Genomic DNA, 20,566 nt, shown 5'->3' on the forward strand with positions numbered 1-20,566 from the left:
CTACCCGGCGCCCTCGGTCAGCAGGGCGGCCAGCAGCGCCGCGACGGCGGGCACCCGCTCGATGCCGCTGCGGTGCACCACGTGGATGCTGCGCGAGCCCAGCTCGGGCAGGTCGAGCACCCGGACCCGCGGGTGCCGGAAGGCCTCGAGCGCGGTCTCCGGGAGCACGGCCACCGCCAGGCTCCGCGCCACCAGCGACTGGACCACCACGTAGTCGTCGCTCACGTGCCGGATCCGCGGCTCGAAGCCTGCTCGAGCGGCGCAGGCGACCAGGTGCCCGCGGCAGCGCTCGCAGCCGGCGACCCAGGCCCGGTCGGCCAGGTCGCGCAGGCCCTCGGGCGCCGGGTCGTGCCCGGCGGGCAGCACCAGGCGGATCGGGTCCTCGGTGAGCGGCACCGCGACCAGCGCCTCCTCGGTCGGGTCCTCCTGGTAGCCGAACACCAGGGCGAGGTCCACGGCGCCGCTGCGCACCAGCTCGGTGGCCTCCGGCGGCTCGGCCTCCACCAGCCCGACCTCGACCTCCGGGGCGCGGGCGGCCAGCGCGGCCAGGGCACGCGGCACGATCACCGCCGACCCCGAGGGGAACGAGGCCAGCCTGGCCGAGCCGGTGCGCAGCTGGGCCAGGTCCTCGAGCTCGGCGCCGGCGGCTTGGAGGTGCGCCGCGACCGCGTCCGCGTGGGCCAGCAGCCGGCGGCCCGCCTCGGTCAGGTCGACCCCCGCGGAGCCGCGCACCAGCAGCGCTCCCCCGACCTCGCGCTCGAGCGTGCGCAGGTGCTGGCTCACCGCGGGCTGGGTCCAGCCGAGCTCCCGGGCGCCGGCACTGATCGACCCCGCCCGGGCGACCGTGCGGAAGATGAGCACACGACGCGGATCCACCCCCCAAGCATGGCTTATGGGTGCCCGAAGAAGAACGGGTGTTCCCGATGGCCCCGACCCGGCGCACGATGGCCGTATGACGATCCCTCTCGGCATCCTCGGCGGCATGAGCTGGCACTCGACCGTGGACTACTACACCCACCTCAACGAGGCGGTCGCCCGCCAGCTCGGCGGGCACCACAGCGCCGACCTGCTGCTGGCCTCGGTCGACTTCGGCACGGTCCGGGCGATGCAGGTGGCCGGGGACTGGGAGGGCGCCGGCCGGCTGCTCGCAGACGCGGCGCGCCGGCTCGAGGGCGCGGGCGCGGAGGCCGTGCTGATCGCCACCAACCTGATGCACAAGGTCGCGCCCGCGGTCGAGGCGGCGGTGGACGTGCCGCTGCTGCACATCGGGGACGCCGTCGCCCGGGTCGCCACCCGGGACGGTCTCGGCACCCTGGGCGTGGTCGGCACCCGCTGGGTGATGGAGGAGAGCTTCTACGCCGACCGGCTCGCCCGGCACGGGCTGAGCTGCGTGGTGCCGCCCGCCGAGGCCCGGGCCCGGATCGACGAGGTGATCTTCTCCGAGCTGACCCTGGGCGTGGTGCGCGAGGAGTCCCGCGCCGCCTACGCCGACGTCTTCGCCGAGCTGGCCGAGCAGGGGGCAGAGGCGATCGTGCTGGCCTGCACCGAGATCCAGCTCCTGGTCGGCCCGGAGGACAGCCCGGTCCCGCTGATCGACTCGATGGCCGCGCACGCGGCGTACGCCGCCGACGTCGCGCTCGGCGCCGCCGTCACCCGCTGAGCCGGCCGGGGACTCACCGGTGTGTGTCCTCGTTGAGGTCCCCTTCGGCTCAGCGGGGCCCGGGCGCAGCAGTCCCGAGACGATCGGCGATGATCGCCCAGACGTCCGGGTCGACCCCCATGCCGAGGTGGGTCGAGGAGACCTCGATGTGCTCCACGTACGGCGACGAGTCGTCGAGACAGGCCTGCCAAGCCACGATCCCGTCACGCTTGGAGAACATCACCGTCAGCGGCACCTGGATCGGTCTCTCTGCGTGGATTCGTCGAGCAACCCTCTCGGCACCCGCGTCGGCGCGGTGGCCGTAGGCGCGACCGATCGAGGTGTGCGCCGCTCCGCCGGTCACCGGCGTACCGAACGTGATCACCCTGCGCACAGCCTCGGGATGGCGGCGTGCCACCTCGCGGGCGATCACGCCGCCGAGGCTCCACCCGACCAGCGAGGCCGGTGAGCCCTTCTCCTGCGTCAGGTCTTGAACTCGCCGTACCAAGCGTGTGACGTCGCGGCGCGGGTCGCCGGTGTTGGTTCCGAAGCCCCAGCCGCGAGCGTCGTACCCCAGCCGGTTCAGGTAGCGCCGCAACGGCGCTCCGGACAGCTCCGGAGCCCGCCACCCCGGGATGTCCACCACGAGATGACCATCGCCCCGCGCAGCCTGCGAGAGGCGCGGCAACGCTCCCACCAGGCGGACGGCGCCGAGGGCGGACCCGAGCTCACCCAGGGTCGTCCACGTCGAGGGTGGCCCGGCCGGCCGAGCCAGTGACTCGGCGTCCGCGCACCGTCGGGCACGGGAGCGCACTCCGGCAGTGGCCATGAAGATGTCACCCGAGTGCTGGAGCCGTCGCAACATGGCACGAACCTACGTTCCTGGGCAGCCGCGCGCGATGCCCGACTTCTCCGAACCCGTCAGCTCGTCATGGCAGTCGCCGACACGGACACACCCGATCAGACCGCGATCGGCGCCTTGATCGCCGGGTGCGGGTCGTAGCCCTCGACCCGGACGTGCTCGAGGTCGAACGCGTCCAGCTCCCTCACCTCGGGGTCGAGCCACAGGCTCGGCAGCGGACGGGGCTCGCGGGTCAGCTGCAGCCGCGCCTGGTCGAGGTGGTTGAGGTAGAGGTGCGCGTCGCCGAGCGTGTGCACGAAGTGCCCCACCCGCAGGCCGGTCACCTGGGCGACCATGTGGGTCAGCAGCGCGTAGGAGGCGATGTTGAACGGGACGCCGAGGAAGACGTCGCCGCTGCGCTGGTAGAGCTGGCACGAGAGCAGGCCGGGGCCGCCGTCGGCGGCGGGGGCGACGTAGAACTGGAACATGGTGTGGCACGGGGCCAGCGCCATCTCGGGGATGTCGGCGACGTTCCAGGCGCTGACCACGTGCCGCCGGCTGTCCGGGTCCCGCCGGATCTGCTCGACCACCTGGGCGAGCTGGTCGACGTGGCGGCCGTCGGGCGTGGGCCAGGAGCGCCACTGGTAGCCGTAGACCGGGCCGAGGTCGCCGTTCTCGTCGGCCCACTCGTCCCAGATGGTGATGGCGCGGTCCTGGAGCCACTTCACGTTGGTGTCGCCGCGCAGGAACCAGAGCAGCTCGCCGAAGACGCTGCGCGTGTGCACCTTCTTGGTGGTCACCAGCGGGAAGCCCTCGGCGAGGTCGAAGCGCATCTGGTGGCCGAAGACGCTCAGGGTGCCGGTCCCGGTCCGGTCGCCCTTCTCGACCCCCTCGTCGAGGATCCGCTGGAGGAGATCGAGGTAGGCCCGCATGCGCGTCAGACTAGCGCGGCCCGAGCGCCACGCGGCCCTCGATGACCGTGGCCGTCTCCCCACCCACCCAGGTCCGCGGACCCTCCGAGGTCAGGTGGACCCGGCCGCTGCGCCCCCGCGTCGTGCCCTGGGCGGCCACGTAGCTGCCGGGGAGCCTCCCGGACCCCACCAGCCACTGCGCCAGCCCGGCGTTGAGACTGCCGGTGACGGGGTCCTCGAACCGGTCGAAGAACGCCCGGACCTCCACCCGGACGCCCGTGCTCGCGACCGCCTCGTCGGAGTAGGGCCCGACGACGCCGATCTTGCGGCCGGCGAGCGCGGCCCAGTCCGGGGCGAGCCCGAGGACCGTCTCGGCCGAGTCGAGGAGGACCCCCACCCAGCCGGGCCCGTTGTCCACCCAGGCGAGGTCCACCACCCGGTCGGGGGCCACCGCCAGGGCGGCCACGACCAGACGGGCCTCCGCCTCGGCCACCGGGCCCGAGCGCAGCAGCGGCGGCGCCTCGAACTCCAGGCGCGTCCCGCGGCGCACCCGGACCAGGCCGGCCGCACACTCCTGGACGACGTGGTCGTCGTGGGCCGGGACCCCGCCGGCCGCCAGCCAGGCGTGGGCGCTGCCCAGGGTGGGGTGGCCGGCGAAGGGCAGCTCACCGCTGCCGGTGAAGATGCGCACCCGGTAGTCGGCGCCGGGCCGGGTGGGCTCGAGCAGGAACGTCGTCTCCGACAGGTTGGTCCACCGCGCAAAGGCCGCCATCTGCTCGCCGTCCAGCTCGTCGGCCCCGTGGACCACGGCCACCGGGTTCCCACCGCAGGACCGGTCGGAGAAGACGTCGACCTGACGGAACTCGAGCATGCTCAGGGGTGCAGGGACATCGGCCCGTAGACGGCCCGGTCGTTCTCGTAGAGCGTCACCTCGTCGACGCCCTGCTCGGCCAGCTCGGCCCAGAACTCCCCCACCCACGACTCCGCGTCGGCCTGGCTGCCGAAGCGCTGGTCGGCGTACTCCCCGGTCACGCTCACCTCGTCGCCGGAAGAGGCCAGGAGAGCCCAGTGCCAGGGACGTGAGACGTCCGAGGGGGTGCGGAAGTGGGGCGGCTGGTCGGGCAGCATCTCAGTCCTCCCGGACGGAAGATCGGACGAACGGCGGTCGGACGAGCTGGAAGATCTCACGACGACCCCGTACGTCGACGCCCACCTCGGCGTCGGCGGCCACCAGGGTCGGCACCAGGGCCAGGCCGATGCCCTTGCGCAGGGTCGGGCTGAACGTGCCCGAGGTGATCTCGCACAACGGCACGTCGGGCAGCAGGCTCACCGACATCCCGGGGCGCGGGATCCCCCGACCGGTCGCCACCAGCCCGCGCAGCAGCCGCTGCGGCCCCTCGGCCCGCTGGGCCAGCAGCACGTCGCGACCCCAGAACCGCTCCTTGTCCCAGCCGACGGCCCAGCCCAGCCTGGCCTCCAGGGGCGTCACGTCGGGGCCGATGTCCTGCCCGTGCAGGGGGTAGCCCATCTCGGTGCGCAGCGTGTCGCGCGACCCCAGGCCGCACGCCGTGACGCCGAGGTCGGCCCCCGCGGCCATCAGCGCGTCCCACACCGAGACGGCCAGGTCGTTGCGGACGATCAGCTCGTAGCCCCGCTCCCCGGTGTAGCCGGTGCGGCAGACCACCACGGCGTCGCCGCCATCGGCGCCGGCGGGCCAGGGAGCCTCCAGGAAGGACATGTAGGCGTGGCCCGAGGGCAGGCCGACCGCGGCGAGCAGCTCGTCGGAGGAGGGGCCCTGCACCGCGAGCACGGCGTAGTCCCGGTGGTGGTCGGCGATCCGCACCCCGTCGGGGGCCGCGGCCTGGAGCCGGCGCGCCACCTCGGCGGTGTTGGCCGCATTGGGCACCAGCAGCACGTGCTCGTCGTCCTGGAGGTAGGCGATCAGGTCGTCGACGATGCCGCCGGTCGCCTCGTCGCAGCACAGCGTGTACTGCGCCTGCCCGGCGCTGACCCGGCCGAGGTCGTTGGTCAGGGCGTCGTTGACGAACGCCGCGGCGCCCGGCCCGCTGACCAGCAGCTTGCCCAGGTGGGAGACGTCGAAGAGGCCCACCGCCTCGCGCACGGCCGTGTGCTCCCTGACCACGCCGGTGGGGTACTCCAGGGGCATCTCCCAGCCGCCGAACGCCGAGAACTTGGCGCCGAGCTCCTCGTGTCGAGGGCGCAGGGGGGACTGGGTGAGGTCCTGCGTGCCGGCCATACGGCGAACCTACCCCAGTCCCGGCCCCGTGGGTCCGTGGGCGCCCGCGGTTATCCTGCCGGGGTGACGACGACCTACACGCTGCGCAAGGCCAGCCCCGCCAAGACCAGGGCCGACGCCGTGGTCGTCGGCGTCCTGCAGGCTCCCAAGGGACCGATCCTCGCCGAGGGTGGCGAGGAGGTCGCCGCGGCCTTCGGTCGCCGGCTCCGCCCGATGCTCTCCTCGCTGGGAGTCACCGGCAAGGCCGGGGAAGCGGTCCGGATCCCCACCGCGGGGACCCTGAACGCCCCCGTGCTCGTGCTCGTCGGCCTCGGGCCGGAGGCCGACCAGGTCTCCGTGCGCCGGGCCGCCGGCGTGGCGGCCCGTAACGTCCGCAACGCCGCCTCCGTGGCGCTCGCCCTGCCGGCCGGCGAGGCCTCCCTGGTCACGGCCGTCACCGCGGGCTTCCGCCTCGGCGGCTACACCTTCACCCGCTACCGCCGCGACGCCGACACCGGCACCGACCAGCCCGGCGACGTGGTCGTCCTCTCCCCGCTGGCCCGCGACGAGTCCGCCCGTACCGCCTTCGAGGAGGCCCAGGTGGTGGCCGGCGCCGTGGCCACCACCCGCGACTGGGTCAACGAGCCGCCCGGGCGCTTCACCCCCGCCCACTTCGCCGACGCGGTGTCCGCCGCGCATCGCGAGACCACGAAGGGCCGCGGCGCCCCCAAGGTCGCCCTCGAGGTGTTCGAGGAGGACGCCCTGGCCGAGCTGGGCTGCGGCGGCATCCTGGGCGTCGGCGCCGGCTCGGACGCCCCGCCCCGCCTGGTCAAGCTCAGCTACCGGCCGAAGGGCGCCCGCACCCACCTGGCCCTGGTCGGCAAGGGGATCACCTTCGACTCCGGCGGCCTGACCATCAAGCCGTCGAGCAGCATGGGCACGATGAAGTCCGACATGGCGGGCGCCGCCGCGGTCCTCCAGGCCACCCTGGCGATCGCCCGGCTCGGCCTGCCCGTGCGGGTCACCGCCTGGGCCCCGATGGCGGAGAACATGGTCTCGGGGTCCGCCACCCGTCCCGGAGACGTGCTCACCATCCGCGGGGGGCGGACGGTCGAGGTGCTCAACACCGACGCCGAGGGTCGGCTCGTCCTGGCCGACGCCCTGGTCCTGGCCGGCGAGGAGGAGCCCGACGTCGTGGTCGACGTCGCCACGCTCACCGGGCACATGGTCCTGGCGCTGGGTGACAAGGTGTGCGGCGTCCTGGGCAGCGACGAGACGGTCGCCCAGGTGCTGGCCGCCGGGGAGCGGTCGGGCGAGGCGATGTGGCCGATGCCGATCCCCGAGGAGATGTCGGAGCGGATCCGCAGCAGCAAGGTGGCCGACCTGGCCCAGCACGACTGGGTGCGCTGGGGTGGCGGGCTCTACGCCGCCGCGTTCCTGCGCGAGTTCACCGAGGGCCGGCCCTGGGCGCACCTCGACATCGCGGGGCCCTCCTTCAACTCCGGGGGCCCGTTCGGCGAGTGGACCTCCGGCGGCACCGGCTTCGGGGTCGCCACGCTGGTCGAGCTCGCCCGAGAGCTGGCCGCCCCCGACGAGGCCTGAGCGACGCCGGGAGCGCCCGCGCGCCGCGGGTCAGGACCAGGGCTGGCGGCCCTCCGCCTTGAGCCGGGCGTTGTAGTCGCGCATCCGCTGGGGCACGCCCACCACCGCCGCGTCGTAGGACGGCACCCGGTGGTGGTTGCAGAACGAGTGCGCCCATTGCACCGAGGGCACCCGACGCCGGGTCCACTCCCCGTCGTGGGCCACCAGCAGCAGCGTCACGTCGCTGACCGCGGTGCGCGGCTCGACGAACCCCTCCACCCCGCGCCGGGCGGCCACCCACGCATTGAGGTGGTCGGTGTCGGCCGCGTTGGCGGCCCGCACGGAGGTGGAGCCGGTGCGCGCGGCGTCCTTCGCCGGGCGGCGCATGCGTGCCGAGCGGTCACGGCGGAAGCGGTCGAACAGTCCCATGCCTGACAGTGTGACGGGTCGAACCCCGTCGAGGCGGTGCTGGACACCATTGCCAGGGGTGCGAAGATGGGCGGAATCGCACGCGCTGCCTCGTCGCGCGTGCCCGAATGACTCGTGTGGGAGGGAACCGACAGCGTGGCCGCGGCCGATTACGACGTACTCATCCTCGGGGCCGGCTCCGGCGGCTACGCCTGCGCGTTGCGCGCCGCCCAGCTGGGTCTCAGCGTCGGGCTCGTCGAGCGGCAGAAGGTCGGCGGCACCTGCCTCCACGTCGGCTGCATCCCCACCAAGGCCCTCCTGCACGCAGCCGAGGTCGCCGACTCCGCGCGGGACGGCGCGCAGTTCGGCGTCCGGTCCTCGCTGGACGGGATCGACATGGCGGGGGTCAACGCCTACAAGGACGGCGTGGTCGCGCGCCTCTTCAAGGGCCTGACCGGACTCGTCAGCGGCCGCGGCGTCACCCTCATCGAGGGCGAGGGCAGGCTCACCGGCCCGCGCGAGGTCACCGTGGCGGGTCGCGTCCACCGCGGGCGACACGTCGTCCTGGCCACCGGGTCCCACCCCCGGTCCCTGCCGGGCATCGAGCCAGACGGCACCCACGTCCTCACCTCCGAGCACGCCCTGGAGCTCGACCGCGTGCCGGCCTCGGTGGTCGTCCTCGGCGGCGGCGTGATCGGCTGCGAGTTCGCCAGCATCTGGCGCAGCTTCGGCGCCGAGGTCACCATCCTCGAGGCCCTCCCCCGGCTGCTGGCCGGCGAGGACGCGGCCTCCTCCAAGGCGCTCGAGCGCGCCTTCCGCAAGCGTGGCATCACCGTGCGCACCGGCACCCGCGTCGAGGGCGTGTCACGCACCGACTCCGGCGTCTCGGTGGCCGTCGAGGACGGCGACCCGCTGGAGGCCGAGATCGTGCTGGTGGCCGCCGGGCGCGGCCCGAGCACCGAGGCGATGGGCTTCGAGGAGCAGGGCATCGCCATGGAGCGCGGCTTCGTGCTGACCGACGACCGGTGCCGCACCAACATCGAGGGCGTCTTCGCCGTCGGCGACATCGTGCCGGGGCTCCAGCTCGCCCACCGCGGCTTCGCGCAGGGGATCCTGGTGGCCGAGGAGATCGCCGGCCTCTCCCCCGCGCCGATCGACGAGGCGGGCATCCCCCGGGTCACCTACAGCCAGCCCGAGGTCGCCTCCTGCGGGCTCGACGAGGAGACGGCGCGCCGCCTGCACGGCGAGGACCGCATCACCTGCGTGACCTACGACCTCGGCGGCAACGGCAAGAGCCAGATCCTGCGCACCCAGGGCTTCGTCAAGCTCGTCGCCCTCACCGACGGGCCGGTCGTCGGCGTCCACCTGGTCGGCGACCGGGTCGGCGAGCTGATCGGCGAGGCGCAGCTGATCTACAACTGGGAGGGTCACGCCGAGGACGTCGCCCCCCTGGTCCACGCGCACCCCACCCAGAACGAAGCTCTCGGCGAGGCCCACCTGGTCCTGGCCGGCAAACCCCTCCACGCACACGCCTGACCAACCACCCACGAGACGACAGGAATCCCATGGCCTCCGAAGTCACCCTCCCCGCACTCGGCGAATCCGTCACCGAAGGCACCGTCACACGCTGGCTCAAGCAGGTCGGTGACGAGGTGGCCGTCGACGAACCCCTGCTCGAGGTCTCCACCGACAAGGTGGACACCGAGATCCCGTCCCCCGTCGCCGGCACCCTGCTCGAGATCCGGGCCGAGGAGGACGACACCGTCGAGGTGGGCGCCGTCCTGGCCGTGGTGGGCGACCAGTCGGAGTCCTCCGGGGAGTCCGGGTCCGCCGGCGACGCCGAGGCCCAGGAGCCGCAGCAGCAGGAGGCCGCTCCCGAGGAGCCGGCCCAGGAGGAGGCCCCCCAGGAGGCCCCCGCCGCCGAGGAGACCCAGGAGCAGCCCGCCCCCGAGCAGGAGCAGCCCGCGGCCCAGGACTCGGCACAGGAGTCGGGACAGGGCTCGGAGGGCGGCTCGTCCACCCCGGTGACCCTGCCCGCCCTGGGTGAGTCCGTCACCGAGGGAACCGTCACCCGCTGGCTCAAGCAGGTCGGCGACGAGGTGGCCGTCGACGAGCCACTGCTCGAGGTCTCCACCGACAAGGTCGACACCGAGATCCCCAGCCCGGTCGCCGGCACCCTGCTGGAGCAGAAGGTGGCCGAGGACGAGACCGTCGAGGTGGGCGCCGAGCTGGCCCTCATCGGCTCCGGCTCCCCCTCGGGCCAGCCGGCCCAGCAGGAGGCACCCGCCCAGGAGCCCGCCGCCGAGCCCGCCGCCGAGGAGGCCCCGCAGCAGGAGCCGGAGCCGGAGGCCCCGAAGCAGCAGGAGCCCGAGCAGGAAGCGCCGAAGCAGGAGGCCCCCCAGCAGCCCGAGCCCCAGCAGGAAGCCCCGAAGCAGCCCGAGCCCCAGCAGGAAGCCCCGAAGCAGCCCGAGCCCCAGCAGGAGGCGCCGAAGCAGGACGCCACGCAGGCGCCGGCCCGCGGTGACGACCAGAGCACCTACGTGACGCCCCTGGTGCGCAAGATGGCGGCCGAGCACGGCGTCGACCTCGCCAGCCTGACCGGCACCGGCGTCGGCGGGCGGATCCGCAAGCAGGACGTCCTCGACGCGGCAGCCGCGAAGTCGGCGCCCGCCGAGGCACCCGCGGCCGCCCCCGCCACTGCCGCCTCCGCCGCCCCGGCGCCCGCCGAGGCGTCGCCGCTGCGTGGCCGCACCGAGCCGATGTCCAGGCTCCGCAAGGTGATCGCCTCGCGGATGGTGGAGTCGCTGCAGACCAGCGCCCAGCTCACCACCGTGGTCGAGGTCGACGTCACGGCCATCTCGCGGCAGCGGGACGCCGTGAAGGCCGAGTTCCTGGCCCGCGAGGGTGTGAAGCTCTCCTTCATGCCGTTCTTCGCCAAGGCCGCGATCGACGCGCTCAAGGCCCACCCGATGGTCAACGCCACCATCGACACCGAGAAGGGCGAGGTCACCTACTTCGACCGGGAGAACCTCGCCATCGCGGTGGACACCGAGCGCGGGCTGCTGACCCCCGTCATCAAGGACGCCGGGGACCTCTCCATCGCCGGCCTGGCCCGCAAGATCGCCGACGTGGCCGACCGGACCCGCAACAACAAGATCACCCCGGACGAGCTCTCCGGGGGCACCTTCACGGTGACCAACACCGGCAGCCGGGGCGCGCTGTTCGACACCCCGATCATCAACCAGCCGCAGGTGGCGATCCTGGGCACCGGCGCGGTGGTCAAGCGGCCCGTGGTGATCGACGACGCCAACCTGGGCGAGACGATCGCCGTGCGCCAGATGGTCTTCCTCGCGCTGACCTACGACCACCGACTGGTCGACGGTGCCGACGCGGCGCGCTTCCTGAGTGACGTCAAGGCTCGCCTCGAGGCCGGCGGCTTCGACGTCTGAGACAGAGCGGGCCGAGGGGGGCCGTCAGTCGAGGAGACCGGCGGCCCTCCCCAGCACGGTCGAGAGGTAGTTCGCGTAGCGGCGGCCCACCGTGAAGCCGTCGCGGTAGACGATCAGGTCGCTGATCACCGGGGGGCAGGTCCGCCGGGTGCAGAACCACGGGACCGGGTCGACGAAGGCCGCGTCGTGTGCGTCAGCCGTCCTGCGCAGGGCCCGGGCATGGGTCTCGTGCACGGCGGCACCGCGCGGCGCCGCGCAGGCCCGCAGGCTCTCGGGGTGACGGGTGAGGCACGTCTTCGCGTCGAGCCCGGGATAGGGGGTGTCCCCGAGGACGAACGCACGGGTCGACCCGGCGACCCCGTCCAGGGTCGCGGCCAGGCCCTCCTGCCACCGGGCGTCCCGCTCGGGGTCCAGGCGCCAGTGGTTGCCCGGCACGGGGGTGCCGAGCGGCAGCGGCCTCCCGTCGACGACCAGCGCGCTGCCCTGCACCGCCCCCGCCAGCAGCACCACCTCGGGCTGCGACTCCTCGACGGCGCGCAGCGTGTCGGCGTTGAAGGCCACGCACTCGGCGAACGCCCGGTCCTCGGCCTGTAGCCAGGGGGTCACGTCCGTCAGTGGCGGGCAGCCGTACTTGACCCTCACGTCGACCCGCCACCCGGCGTCCGCCCCGACGAGCTCGAGGGCGGGGATCCACTGGGCCGCATGGGTGTCGCCCCACAGGACGACCGCACGGGCGGCCTCCGGGTCGCCGAGGATGCACGGCCGGTCGGGCACCGAGGCGAGGTAGCCGAGCACGCAGGACTGCTCGGTGGGGGTCAACGCGTTGTCCCGCGGCATGCTGGCCAGCGGCGGCTGTGGGTCCTTGGGCAGGACGTCGAGGCCGACGGCCTCCCGCACCGCCTCACGCACCACCTTCGCGTCGGTGGCCGGCGGCTCCGCCGGGGCGGCCTGCGGCGTCTCGGCGGGGGTGTCGTCCGGGCTCTGCGGCGGCTCGTCCTCGGTGCACCCGGCGCCGAGAGCGAGGAGCACGAGGACCAGCAGGGCGGCCGGGATCCGCGAGGGCATGTTCGGACACTAGAGGACAACCAGCGACCTGCCACCCTTGTGCCATGCGCATTCTCCTGGCCGGCGCCTCGGGCTTCCTCGGCACGCACCTGGCGGAGAGCCTGAGGGGCTGCGGGCACCGTGTCACCCGCCTGGTGCGTCACGACGCCGGCGCCGACGAGGTGCGGTGGGACCCCTACGGTGACGGGCTGCCTCCGGGGGCGCTGGAGGGCGTCGACGTGGTCATCAACCTGGCCGGCTCCCCGACCCTGGGCAACCCCTACTCGCGGCGCTGGGCGCGCGAGCTGCTGGAGAGCCGGGTGACCACCACCCTGGTCATCGCCGAGGAGGTCGCGCGGTGTGACGACCCGCCGGCCCTCCTGGCCGGCAACGGCATCTCCTTCTACGGCGACCACGGGTCCGACGTCGTCGACGAGAGCAGTGACTCGCGGGGCGACGCGCTCCTCACCCGGGTGGCGCGGGAGTGGGAGGCAGCCGCCCGTCCGGCCGTCGAGGCGGGTGCGCGCGTCTGCGTCCTGCGGACCGCGCCGGTGATGGACCGCGAGGCCGCTCCCCTGCGCCAGCTCAGCAGCCTCTTCCGGCTGGGGATGGGCGGCCGCCTGGGTGGCGGCTCCCAGTACTTCCCGATGATCTCGCTGCGGGACTGGGTGGGGGCGGTCGCCTACCTCGTCGGGTCCCACGACGTGTCCGGACCCTTCAACCTGTGCTGCCCGACGACGCCCACCAACCGGGAGTGGACCAGCACCCTGGCGGGCGCGCTGGGGCGTCCCGCGGTCGCGGCCGTGCCCGGGCCCGTGCTGCGGCTGGCCACCGGGCCGATGGCCCCGGAGCTCCTGGGCTCGGTCAACGCCAGGCCGCTGGCGCTGGAGCGCGCCGGGTTCGACTTCCACGACATCGACGTGGCCGCCGTGGTGGCGGCCGGCCTGGCCGGCTCACGCTGAGCCCGCCACCACCTCGGCGACCAGCCAGCTCCCGGCCACCCGGCGCAGCTCCACCTGTCGACGGCTCGGCCGGTCGACGGGCAGCCGGTGACCACCGTGCTGCCCGACCACCTCGGCGGCGCTGACCCGGTCCAGGACGTCGAGCACGAGCCTCCCCGGCTCGGAGGTCACCACCCTGACCTCGAGCAGCTGGGTCTCGAGCCCGACCACCCGCAGGCCGCGGGCCGCGTAGCGGTCGAGCATCCGGACGTCGCGGGCTCCGGTGCGCGACCCGGCGACGTACAGGGCCTCGAGGTTCGCAGCCCCGCCCTCGGCCCAGGCACGGGCCCGCCGCCGGTCCCAGTCCCGGAGGAGCTCGATGTGCGCCGGCGCTCCGGCGGCCGCCTCCGGCGCGGCAACCTCGCCCCGGGCCGTCACCAGCCAGGTCACCGCGAGGGCCAGGACGCTGAGCGCGGCCACGACGCTGCTGGCCGCGGCGGCTCGGTGCAGGGACACAGCGACCACTGTGCCGGGTACGGCGTCCCCGTGCCGCTCGTCGTCCACAGGGGCGCCGCGGGCCGGGCGGCGACCCTTCCCGGGCCGGAGGACCCGTTCGAGGTCCCGGATAGGCTTCCGCCATGAGCCTCGACTTCCGGGTGGCCGGCTTCGGCGACGACGCCGTGGACTACCAGGCCGCCTGGCATCTCCAGCGCGACGTGCACGCCCAGGTCGTCGCCGGCTCCGTGCCCGACCAGGTGCTCCTCCTGGAGCACCCGCCCGTCTTCACCGCAGGCAAGCGCACGGAGCCCCACGAGCGCCCCGCCGATCCCGGCGGGGCCGAGGTCGTCGACGTCGACCGCGGGGGGAAGATCACCTTCCACGGACCGGGCCAGCTCGTCGGCTACCCGATCGTCCGTCTCCCCGACCACGTCAAGGTCGTCGACTACGTGCGCCGGGTCGAGGAGGCGCTGATCGCGACCTGCGCCGACCTCGGCGTGCGGACCGCCCGTGTCCCGGGGCGCAGCGGAGTCTGGTTGCGCGACGACGAGCGCGGCCCGGAGCGCAAGGTGGCGGCCATCGGCATCCGGGTCAGCCGCGGCGTCACGATGCACGGGTTCTCGCTCAACTGCGACGTCGACCTCGACTGGTACGCCCGGTTCGTGCCGTGCGGCATCTCCGACGCCGGGGTGACCTCCCTGAGCCGCGAGCTGGGGCGGGAGGTGGGTGTCGAGGAGGTGCTCCCGAGCGTGCGCCGGCACCTGGTCACCTACCTGGCCTGGGACCCCTACACCCCCACCCCGGACTACGACGCCCGGCCCGAGCCGGGACGCGCACCACGCATCGAGCTGGTGCGGCCGGGGGCCTGATCACGCCCTGCTGGGTCGGCTGCCACGCCCGGCGTAGAGTCGTGTTCCGTGACGTCCTCCACAGCACCGCAGTCCGACGGCCGCAGGCTCCTCCGCCTCGAGGTCCGCAACGCCGAGACCCCGATCGAGCGCAAGCCCTCCTGGATCAAGACCCGCGCCAAGATGGGTCCGGAGTACACGGCCCTGCAGGGGCTGGTGAAGTCCGAGGGCTTGCACACCGTGTGCCAGGAAGCGGGCTGTCCCAACATCTTCGAGTGCTGGGAGGACCGCGAGGCGACCTTCCTCATCGGCGGCGACCAGTGCACCCGGCGCTGCGACTTCTGCCAGATCGACACCGGCAAGCCGCAGCCGCTCGACCGTGACGAGCCCCGCCGGGTGGCCGAGTCCGTGCAGAAGATGGAGCTGCGCTACGCCACCATCACCGGCGTCGCCCGCGACGACCTGGCCGACGGGGGCGCGTGGCTCTACGCCGAGACCGTCCGCGCCATCCACGCGCTCAACCCGGGGACCGGCGTGGAGAACCTCGTTCCCGACTTCAACGGCAAGCCCGACCTGCTGGCCGAGGTCTTCGACTCCCGGCCCGAGGTGCTGGCCCACAACGTGGAGACCGTGCCCCGGATCTTCAAGCGGATCCGGCCGGCCTTCCGCTACGACCGCTCCCTGGGCGTGCTCACCGCCGCCCGCGAGTTCGGCCTGGTCACCAAGTCCAACCTGATCCTGGGCATGGGCGAGACGCGCGAAGAGGTCTCCCAGGCCCTGCGGGACCTCCACGAGGCCGGCTGCGAGCTGGTCACCATCACCCAGTACCTGCGGCCGTCGGTGCGGCACCACCCGGTCGAGCGCTGGGTCAAGCCCGAGGAGTTCGTCGAGCTCCAGGCCGAGGCCGAGGAGATCGGCTTCTCGGGGGTCCTGTCCGGCCCGCTGGTCCGTTCGTCCTACCGGGCCGGCCGGTTGTACCGTCAGGCCATGGAGGCGCGCTCCACGGTCCAGACGGCCTGAGCGCAGCTCCCCCTCCCCCACGACCAGTGGCCGACCCCGGCCCCGGCAGCAAAGGCACGAGAATGTCCACCCCCGCCCCCGAGAACCTCAGTCGCCGCCAGCAGTTCGTGCGGTCCTACAAGATGGCCAAGCGGAGCGACCCGCGGCTCGGGCTGTGGATCCTCGGGGCCGCCCTGCTGGGTGCCGCCGTCGGCTTCGTGGTCATCTGGCTGCTTCCCGGCAGCGGCGTGCTCTCGACGGTCTTCGCCGTCCTGGGCGCGATCCTGCTCGGCCTCCTGGCCGGCCTCATCGTCTTCGGCCGCCGCGCCCAGCGGGCGGCGTACTCCCAGATGGACGGCCAGCCGGGAGCCGCGGCTGCTGCCCTGGGGATGCTGCGCCGGGGCTGGAAGGTGGACCCGGTGATCGCCTTTACCAAGCAGCAGGACGTCGTCCACCGCGTGGTGGGCCCGCCCGGGATCGTGCTGGTCGGCGAGGGCACCAGCGCCTCGCGGGTGAAGACGCTGCTGGCCAGCGAGCGCCGCAAGCACGAGCGGGTCGCCGCCGAGACTCCGATCCACGAGGTCGTGTGCGGCAACGGCGAGGGACAGGTCCCGCTCACCCGGCTGGTGAAGCACGTGACCAAGCTGGGCCGCAACGTCAAGCCGGCCCAGATGACCGACGTCCTCAACCGGCTCAAGGCCCTCGACGCGAACCGTTCCAACATCCCGCTGCCCAAGGGCCCGGTGCCCACCAGCATGAAGGGCATGCGCGGCAACCTGCGGGGCCGCTGAGCCTCCTGCGGGACGACTAAGGGGCGGGTGCGGCGTGAGCCGCACCCGCCCCTTGTCGTCGTACGGGGCTCTTGGATCAGCCGCCCGCGGTGGGCGGAGCCGACGGCATGTCGGGCACCTCGGGCATCTCGGTGACCTGGTCGGCCGGGGGCTCCTCGATCGAGACGTCCTTGCCCCAGTCGTCGAGGCTCATGGTCAGCTTGCCGGCCATCTCGCCCATGTCGGCCTCGACCCGGCGGTGCATGCCGTCCTCGTCGAACCAGATGTCGTAGTCCATCTGCTCGGGAGCCTTGGAGAGGGAGGCGAGCTCCTCGCCCAGCAGCTTCGCGGTGTCGAGGACCAGCGTGTAGCGCGCCATGTTCTCGCCGTCGATCTCCTCCTCACCCTGGTAGGTGACCGAGCTGAGGCTCTTCTTGATCTGCTCGGCCGCGGCAGCGGGGTCCATGCTCATGCCGCCGCCACCCACGGCGTCCATCAGGCCGCTCATGTCGAGCTTCACGTACTTGTCACCCGAGTCGGGCGACTTGATGTAGCTGACCGTGCCCACGGTGATGACCTCGGTCTCGCCGCCCTCCTCCTGGACCGTCATCCTCGTCGAGGGCGGCGAGGTGGAGTAGTCGACGTCCCCCTCGCTCTCCATCGCGGCCATGCCCTCGGTGCTCATCGTCATCCGGGCGGTGGTGGCGGCGTCGAGGGCGGCCTCGAAGATCTCCTGGAAGTCCTCGGGCGACATCTCCTCACCGGCCTCCAGGCCCGGGTCGGCGGCGGCGCTGGAGCCGGTCGGTTCGTCCGCCGACTCCGAGCCGCAGGCGGCGAGGGTGGAGAAGGCGAAGGGGACCAGCAGCGCAGCCGCTGTCCGCCTCATGAGCAGGGGTCGACGCATTGGGCACTGCCTTTCGCCTGGACGGAATTCCACCGGGAGTCTACGGGGCGGGCGGGCGCAGCGTGTCCAGTCGGACGACGGCCGAGCCGACGGCCAGGTCGTGCAGCCCGCGGCCGTCGGGACGGAAGACCAGCGGGGGGATCACCAGGATCACCAGGAGCTGGCGCAGCACGGCGGGCAGCAGCTCAAGGGGGCGGGGGCTCTCACCGACCCGGACCACCCGGAGCCGGGTGACCAGCTGCCCGAAGGAGCCGCCGGCCACGGCGGTGAGGAAGGCCGACTCGAGGACGAAGACGCCGGTGGTGACGAAACCGGAGTAGGGGTTGTCGAGCCAGCCGCCGATGCCGAGAACGAGCCAGACGACGGCCTGGGAGGCCAGCCAGTCGATCAGCAGTGCCAGGAGGCGGTGCCCCCAGGACGCGGTCTCGATCACCTACGCAGGATATCCGGCCGGGGCGGGGGTCCACTCCGGGGGGATCTGTTACACGCCAGAAACAATCGGGATACGGTCAAGAAACTGCGCGTGCGTAGTTTCCACCACAGTCCGGTGCAGTGCCGCACCGATCTACACCTTGACTTGACGGCCGTGACCCGAGCGCGGCCAAGGAGGACGAATGTTCGCAAACAGCGACGAGCTGCTCAAGTACATCAAGGACGAGCGCGTCGAGATGGTCGACGTGCGCTTCTGCGACCTGCCCGGTGTCATGCAGCACTTCACGGTCCCGGTCTCGTCGTTCGACCAGTCGGTCTTCGAGGACGGCCTCAGCTTCGACGGCTCCTCGATCCGCGGCTTCCAGGCCATCCACGAGTCCGACATGTCGCTGTTCCCGGACCCGACCACGGCGTACATCGACCCCTTCCGCGTCGCCAAGACGCTGGTGGTCAACTTCTTCATCCACGACCCGCTCACCGGTGAGGCCTACTCGCGCGACCCGCGCAACATCGCCCGCAAGGCGATGACCTACCTGGCCAGCACCGGCATCGGCGACAAGGCCTACTTCGCTCCCGAGGCCGAGTTCTACGTCTTCGACAACGTCCGCTTCGAGACCAAGGCCAACGCGGGCTACTACCACATCGACTCCGAGGCCGGCGCCTGGAACTCGGGCTCCGAGGACAACAACCGCGGCTACAAGGTCAAGTACAAGGGCGGCTACTTCCCCGTCGCGCCCTACGACCACTTCGGCGAGCTGCGCGACGAGATGGTCATCGAGATGGAGCGCTCGGGCCTCCACGTCGAGCGGGCCCACCACGAGGTCGGCACCGCCGGCCAGGCCGAGATCAACTACAAGTTCGACGAGCTGCTCAAGGCCGCCGACGACGTGATGAAGTTCAAGTACATCGTCAAGAACGTCGCCTGGCGCAACGGCAAGACCGCGACCTTCATGCCCAAGCCGATCTTCGGCGACAACGGCTCCGGCATGCACTGCCACCAGTCCATCTGGAACGAGGGCGAGCCGCTCTTCTACGACGAGACCGGGTACGCCGGCCTCTCCGACATGGCCCGCTACTACATCGGCGGCATCCTGAAGCACGCCCCGTCGCTGCTGGCCTTCACCAACCCGACGGTGAACTCCTACCACCGCCTGGTGCCGGGCTTCGAGGCGCCGATCAGCCTGGTCTACTCCCAGCGCAACCGCTCGGCCTGCGTGCGGATCCCGATCACCGGGTCCAACCCGAAGGCGAAGCGCATCGAGTTCCGCTGCCCCGACCCGTCGGCCAACCCCTACCTGGCGTTCTCCGCGCTGCTGCTGGCCGGCATCGACGGCATCAAGAACAAGATCGAGCCCGCCGCTCCGATCGACAAGGACATCTACGAGCTGCCGCCGGACGAGATGGCCGAGATCAACCAGGTCCCGACGTCGCTCAACGCCGTGCTCGACAACCTCGAGCGCGACCACGACTTCCTCACCGTGGGCAACGTCTTCACCCCGGACCTGATCGACACCTGGATCGACTACAAGCGCCAGAACGAGATCGCGCCGATTCAGCTGCGGCCGCACCCGCACGAGTTCGAGCTGTACTACGACATCTAGTAGCCACTTGAACTAGGGACCACAACCGGCCCCTGACCTGCATCGGAAGGCATGTTCAATAGCCTTCTGACCTGCATGTTTTCCGAATTCTTCTGAAGACAGGCAGAGAAAGCGCAGGTCAGGGGTCGGTTTGTCTATCCCCCGTCGTGTGCCATCTGTGTGCCATCCGGTGCCATCGGGTCACTTCCCCACGATGTGCCGTTTCAGCGCGATCTTCACTGCACGCTTCAACTGTGGGTCGGCGTTCACCACGATGGCACGGCGGGGCACCTGTCCTCGTCGGCTGCCGTCGTGGTGAAGGTGCGCTAGCGGATGCTTCGTGCCCCACACGAGACGGTTCCGTGAACGGGTGTCGATGTGGAATCGATGACCGGGCTTCAGCGAGTCCTGAAGGCTCCCAGTCCGCACAAGGGTTCCCTTGCCGGGATACGCCACTTGCTTCCGCTTCGCGTAGTCACGCGAGAGCCGTTTCCAGACCCTCCCGGCACGTGCGCCCTCCGACTGCCACACCTTGCGTGTCTCGTCGTCCAGAACGTGCGCCACGGCGTCCCAATCGGGGTTAGCCACTCGTCGTTGCACCTGACGGATCCGCGCGCGTGCGGAACTGATCCCGCTGACCTCAACTCGCGATCTGCGCATGCCGCTCTCCTGTGTCTAGCGTGTGCTGAAGGGCATCCCAGTTCACCGGGGACTCATCGGGCAGGCTCGGGGTCTTCGAGCGGCTGAGACGGCGTGCTAGTCGCACTTCCTGCACGCGCTCGCGTTCCCCGTGCGTTGCGGCGACCTGATCGGCTGGCTTGTCGAAGACGAACGACCATGCCGCACACCGATCTTCCGAACGGTCGTAGGTCTGTCGGCATCGTCGGCAGTAGACCTCCATGACGATTGCCGTTCCCTCAACCTCGGGAAGCGGCCTCTTCCGACTGCTGGCATACGTCGGGTAGTTCGCTCTCGATTCGCTCACGAACTGGCCTAGTTGTTCGGGATCGATCAGAACCTCTACCCCGGCAACCCATAGGTGCTCGTCGTGAACATCGGGCGCGTGTCCCTTGTGCTGACGGTCACCGGGCTTCGTGTACTTGCGGCGCTTAGGTCGCTGTAGGGCACGACCCATGTCATGCCGTCCTCTGCCGGTAGCGGTCGAGCACACGGCGCTCCGGAAGAAGGAAGCCGGACCACGGACGGAAGTCGGCAGTGCCGTTAAAGTTGCCGTTCTCTAGGAACATCGTTCCCGTGTGCGCGAACCCCTTCGCGATCCGGAGACCTGCCGACACGGCGACGCCTTCAAGGTCGGGAGGCACCGGGAGCGGTATACGACCCCGCAAGTGCCCGTAGATGGCTTCCCACGCCTGACGGGCACCTTCCTTCGTCCGCTCGGGTACCACGCCCTCACCGTCCCAAGCGGTGTGAATGCGCTCGGCGGTCCCGGTGATCACGGCTGCGTAGGTGATGGAGAACGGGGGT

21 protein-coding genes are annotated in these 20,566 nt (G+C 72.1%); 9 read left to right on the top strand and 12 right to left on the bottom strand.

Translation table 11 applies throughout. The features are described 5' to 3' along the window. Window positions 1-876 carry a LysR family transcriptional regulator gene (locus tag AC4BGE_RS16145; RefSeq protein WP_490571607.1) on the bottom strand — a complete coding sequence of 292 codons (876 nt, stop codon included), beginning with the start codon at window positions 874-876 and terminating at the stop codon, window positions 1-3. Window positions 877-952: 76 nt separating this feature from the next. On the opposite strand from AC4BGE_RS16145, the gene AC4BGE_RS16150 reads away from it, so the two are divergent. Beyond that, window positions 953-1,660: an aspartate/glutamate racemase family protein gene (locus AC4BGE_RS16150; protein ID WP_490575926.1), complete on the top strand. Its 708-nt coding sequence runs from the start codon at window positions 953-955 to the stop codon at window positions 1,658-1,660. 49 nt (window positions 1,661-1,709) lie between these two features. On the opposite strand, the gene AC4BGE_RS16155 is transcribed toward AC4BGE_RS16150, so the two are convergent. From AC4BGE_RS16155 to gcvT, 5 genes are all read right to left on the bottom strand, one after another. Continuing rightward, window positions 1,710-2,285, bottom strand: a complete 576-nt coding sequence (locus tag AC4BGE_RS16155) for an esterase/lipase family protein (protein ID WP_490575927.1) — start codon at window positions 2,283-2,285, stop codon at window positions 1,710-1,712. A gap of 314 nt (window positions 2,286-2,599) precedes the next feature. Continuing rightward, window positions 2,600-3,412, bottom strand: coding sequence for a thymidylate synthase (locus AC4BGE_RS16160; protein ID WP_490571610.1), 813 nt, complete (start codon window positions 3,410-3,412; stop codon window positions 2,600-2,602). Window positions 3,413-3,422: 10 nt separating this feature from the next. Continuing rightward, window positions 3,423-4,262: a PhzF family phenazine biosynthesis protein gene (locus tag AC4BGE_RS16165; RefSeq protein ID WP_490575928.1), complete on the bottom strand. Its 840-nt coding sequence runs from the start codon at window positions 4,260-4,262 to the stop codon at window positions 3,423-3,425. A gap of 2 nt (window positions 4,263-4,264) precedes the next feature. After that, on the bottom strand, window positions 4,265-4,519 hold the full coding sequence (locus AC4BGE_RS16170; protein WP_490571612.1) for a hypothetical protein: 255 nt from the start codon (window positions 4,517-4,519) through the stop codon (window positions 4,265-4,267). A 1-nt stretch (window position 4,520) separates the two neighbouring features. Further along, the gene (gene gcvT / locus AC4BGE_RS16175) at window positions 4,521-5,648 is read right to left on the bottom strand and encodes a glycine cleavage system aminomethyltransferase GcvT (RefSeq protein ID WP_490575929.1); all 1,128 of its coding nucleotides are present in this window, start codon (window positions 5,646-5,648) and stop codon (window positions 4,521-4,523) included. Between the two features lie 63 nt (window positions 5,649-5,711). Here gcvT and AC4BGE_RS16180 point away from each other — a divergent pair, with 63 nt between their 5' ends. Continuing rightward, a complete protein-coding gene (locus AC4BGE_RS16180) occupies window positions 5,712-7,229 on the top strand; it encodes a leucyl aminopeptidase (protein WP_490571614.1) in 1,518 nt (505 codons plus the stop codon). Between the two features lie 30 nt (window positions 7,230-7,259). On the opposite strand, the gene AC4BGE_RS16185 is transcribed toward AC4BGE_RS16180, so the two are convergent. Beyond that, window positions 7,260-7,637, bottom strand: a complete 378-nt coding sequence (locus tag AC4BGE_RS16185; protein ID WP_490571615.1) for a hypothetical protein — start codon at window positions 7,635-7,637, stop codon at window positions 7,260-7,262. Between the two features lie 135 nt (window positions 7,638-7,772). Here AC4BGE_RS16185 and lpdA point away from each other — a divergent pair, with 135 nt between their 5' ends. Then, window positions 7,773-9,152 carry a dihydrolipoyl dehydrogenase gene (gene lpdA, locus AC4BGE_RS16190; protein WP_490575930.1) on the top strand — a complete coding sequence of 460 codons (1,380 nt, stop codon included), beginning with the start codon at window positions 7,773-7,775 and terminating at the stop codon, window positions 9,150-9,152. 29 nt (window positions 9,153-9,181) lie between these two features. Next, window positions 9,182-11,065 (top strand): 2-oxoglutarate dehydrogenase, E2 component, dihydrolipoamide succinyltransferase, encoded by a 1,884-nt coding sequence (gene sucB / locus AC4BGE_RS16195; RefSeq protein ID WP_490575931.1) that lies wholly within the window; start codon window positions 9,182-9,184, stop codon window positions 11,063-11,065. 24 nt (window positions 11,066-11,089) lie between these two features. On the opposite strand, the gene AC4BGE_RS16200 is transcribed toward sucB, so the two are convergent. Beyond that, complete coding sequence (locus AC4BGE_RS16200) at window positions 11,090-12,130, bottom strand: SGNH hydrolase domain-containing protein (RefSeq protein ID WP_490575932.1); 1,041 nt, start codon at window positions 12,128-12,130, stop codon at window positions 11,090-11,092. Between the two features lie 44 nt (window positions 12,131-12,174). Between AC4BGE_RS16200 and AC4BGE_RS16205 the strand changes: the two genes are divergently transcribed. Beyond that, complete coding sequence (locus AC4BGE_RS16205; RefSeq protein WP_490571619.1) at window positions 12,175-13,071, top strand: TIGR01777 family oxidoreductase; 897 nt, start codon at window positions 12,175-12,177, stop codon at window positions 13,069-13,071. Here the strand turns inward: AC4BGE_RS16205 and AC4BGE_RS16210 are convergent. Beyond that, window positions 13,063-13,566 (bottom strand): hypothetical protein, encoded by a 504-nt coding sequence (locus AC4BGE_RS16210; RefSeq protein WP_490575933.1) that lies wholly within the window; start codon window positions 13,564-13,566, stop codon window positions 13,063-13,065. The genes AC4BGE_RS16205 and AC4BGE_RS16210 overlap by 9 nt on opposite strands. A gap of 122 nt (window positions 13,567-13,688) precedes the next feature. Between AC4BGE_RS16210 and lipB the strand changes: the two genes are divergently transcribed. The 3 genes from lipB to AC4BGE_RS16225 all read left to right on the top strand — a co-directional run bounded on the left by lipB (window position 13,689) and on the right by AC4BGE_RS16225 (window position 16,186). Then, window positions 13,689-14,417 carry a lipoyl(octanoyl) transferase LipB gene (lipB, locus tag AC4BGE_RS16215; protein WP_490571621.1) on the top strand — a complete coding sequence of 243 codons (729 nt, stop codon included), beginning with the start codon at window positions 13,689-13,691 and terminating at the stop codon, window positions 14,415-14,417. A 48-nt stretch (window positions 14,418-14,465) separates the two neighbouring features. Further along, the gene (gene lipA / locus AC4BGE_RS16220; RefSeq protein WP_490571622.1) at window positions 14,466-15,416 is read left to right on the top strand and encodes a lipoyl synthase; all 951 of its coding nucleotides are present in this window, start codon (window positions 14,466-14,468) and stop codon (window positions 15,414-15,416) included. Window positions 15,417-15,478: 62 nt separating this feature from the next. Beyond that, on the top strand, window positions 15,479-16,186 hold the full coding sequence (locus tag AC4BGE_RS16225) for a DUF4191 domain-containing protein (RefSeq protein WP_490575934.1): 708 nt from the start codon (window positions 15,479-15,481) through the stop codon (window positions 16,184-16,186). Window positions 16,187-16,262: 76 nt separating this feature from the next. On the opposite strand, the gene AC4BGE_RS16230 is transcribed toward AC4BGE_RS16225, so the two are convergent. Both AC4BGE_RS16230 and AC4BGE_RS16235 read right to left on the bottom strand, forming a co-directional pair. Then, on the bottom strand, window positions 16,263-17,051 hold the full coding sequence (locus AC4BGE_RS16230; protein WP_490575935.1) for an SCO4651 family lipoprotein: 789 nt from the start codon (window positions 17,049-17,051) through the stop codon (window positions 16,263-16,265). A gap of 58 nt (window positions 17,052-17,109) precedes the next feature. Continuing rightward, window positions 17,110-17,502: an RDD family protein gene (locus AC4BGE_RS16235; protein WP_490571625.1), complete on the bottom strand. Its 393-nt coding sequence runs from the start codon at window positions 17,500-17,502 to the stop codon at window positions 17,110-17,112. Window positions 17,503-17,683: 181 nt separating this feature from the next. Here AC4BGE_RS16235 and glnA point away from each other — a divergent pair, with 181 nt between their 5' ends. After that, the gene (gene glnA, locus AC4BGE_RS16240) at window positions 17,684-19,102 is read left to right on the top strand and encodes a type I glutamate--ammonia ligase (RefSeq protein WP_490571626.1); all 1,419 of its coding nucleotides are present in this window, start codon (window positions 17,684-17,686) and stop codon (window positions 19,100-19,102) included. Between the two features lie 1,115 nt (window positions 19,103-20,217). Here the strand turns inward: glnA and AC4BGE_RS16245 are convergent. Then, the coding region (locus AC4BGE_RS16245; protein ID WP_490575936.1) for a hypothetical protein at window positions 20,218-20,566 on the bottom strand (349 nt) is incomplete at its 5' end.

It is taken from the genome of Nocardioides sp. Z50_6, assembly GCF_058215755.1.

What these genes read in the sequence shown, in the direction of transcription:
- gcvT (WP_490575929.1), bottom strand. Translation starts at nt 5,648, where the DNA reads ATGGCCGGCACGCAGGACCTCACCCAGTCCCCCCTGCGCCCTCGACAC.
- AC4BGE_RS16200 (WP_490575932.1), bottom strand. Translation starts at nt 12,130, where the DNA reads ATGCCCTCGCGGATCCCGGCCGCCCTGCTGGTCCTCGTGCTCCTCGCT.
- AC4BGE_RS16165 (WP_490575928.1), bottom strand. Translation starts at nt 4,262, where the DNA reads ATGCTCGAGTTCCGTCAGGTCGACGTCTTCTCCGACCGGTCCTGCGGT.
- AC4BGE_RS16150 (WP_490575926.1), top strand. Translation starts at nt 953, where the DNA reads ATGACGATCCCTCTCGGCATCCTCGGCGGCATGAGCTGGCACTCGACC.
- lipB (WP_490571621.1), top strand. Translation starts at nt 13,689, where the DNA reads ATGAGCCTCGACTTCCGGGTGGCCGGCTTCGGCGACGACGCCGTGGAC.
- AC4BGE_RS16185 (WP_490571615.1), bottom strand. Translation starts at nt 7,637, where the DNA reads ATGGGACTGTTCGACCGCTTCCGCCGTGACCGCTCGGCACGCATGCGC.
- glnA (WP_490571626.1), top strand. Translation starts at nt 17,684, where the DNA reads ATGTTCGCAAACAGCGACGAGCTGCTCAAGTACATCAAGGACGAGCGC.
- sucB (WP_490575931.1), top strand. Translation starts at nt 9,182, where the DNA reads ATGGCCTCCGAAGTCACCCTCCCCGCACTCGGCGAATCCGTCACCGAA.
- AC4BGE_RS16170 (WP_490571612.1), bottom strand. Translation starts at nt 4,519, where the DNA reads ATGCTGCCCGACCAGCCGCCCCACTTCCGCACCCCCTCGGACGTCTCA.
- AC4BGE_RS16225 (WP_490575934.1), top strand. Translation starts at nt 15,479, where the DNA reads ATGTCCACCCCCGCCCCCGAGAACCTCAGTCGCCGCCAGCAGTTCGTG.
- AC4BGE_RS16160 (WP_490571610.1), bottom strand. Translation starts at nt 3,412, where the DNA reads ATGCGGGCCTACCTCGATCTCCTCCAGCGGATCCTCGACGAGGGGGTC.
- AC4BGE_RS16205 (WP_490571619.1), top strand. Translation starts at nt 12,175, where the DNA reads ATGCGCATTCTCCTGGCCGGCGCCTCGGGCTTCCTCGGCACGCACCTG.
- AC4BGE_RS16230 (WP_490575935.1), bottom strand. Translation starts at nt 17,051, where the DNA reads ATGAGGCGGACAGCGGCTGCGCTGCTGGTCCCCTTCGCCTTCTCCACC.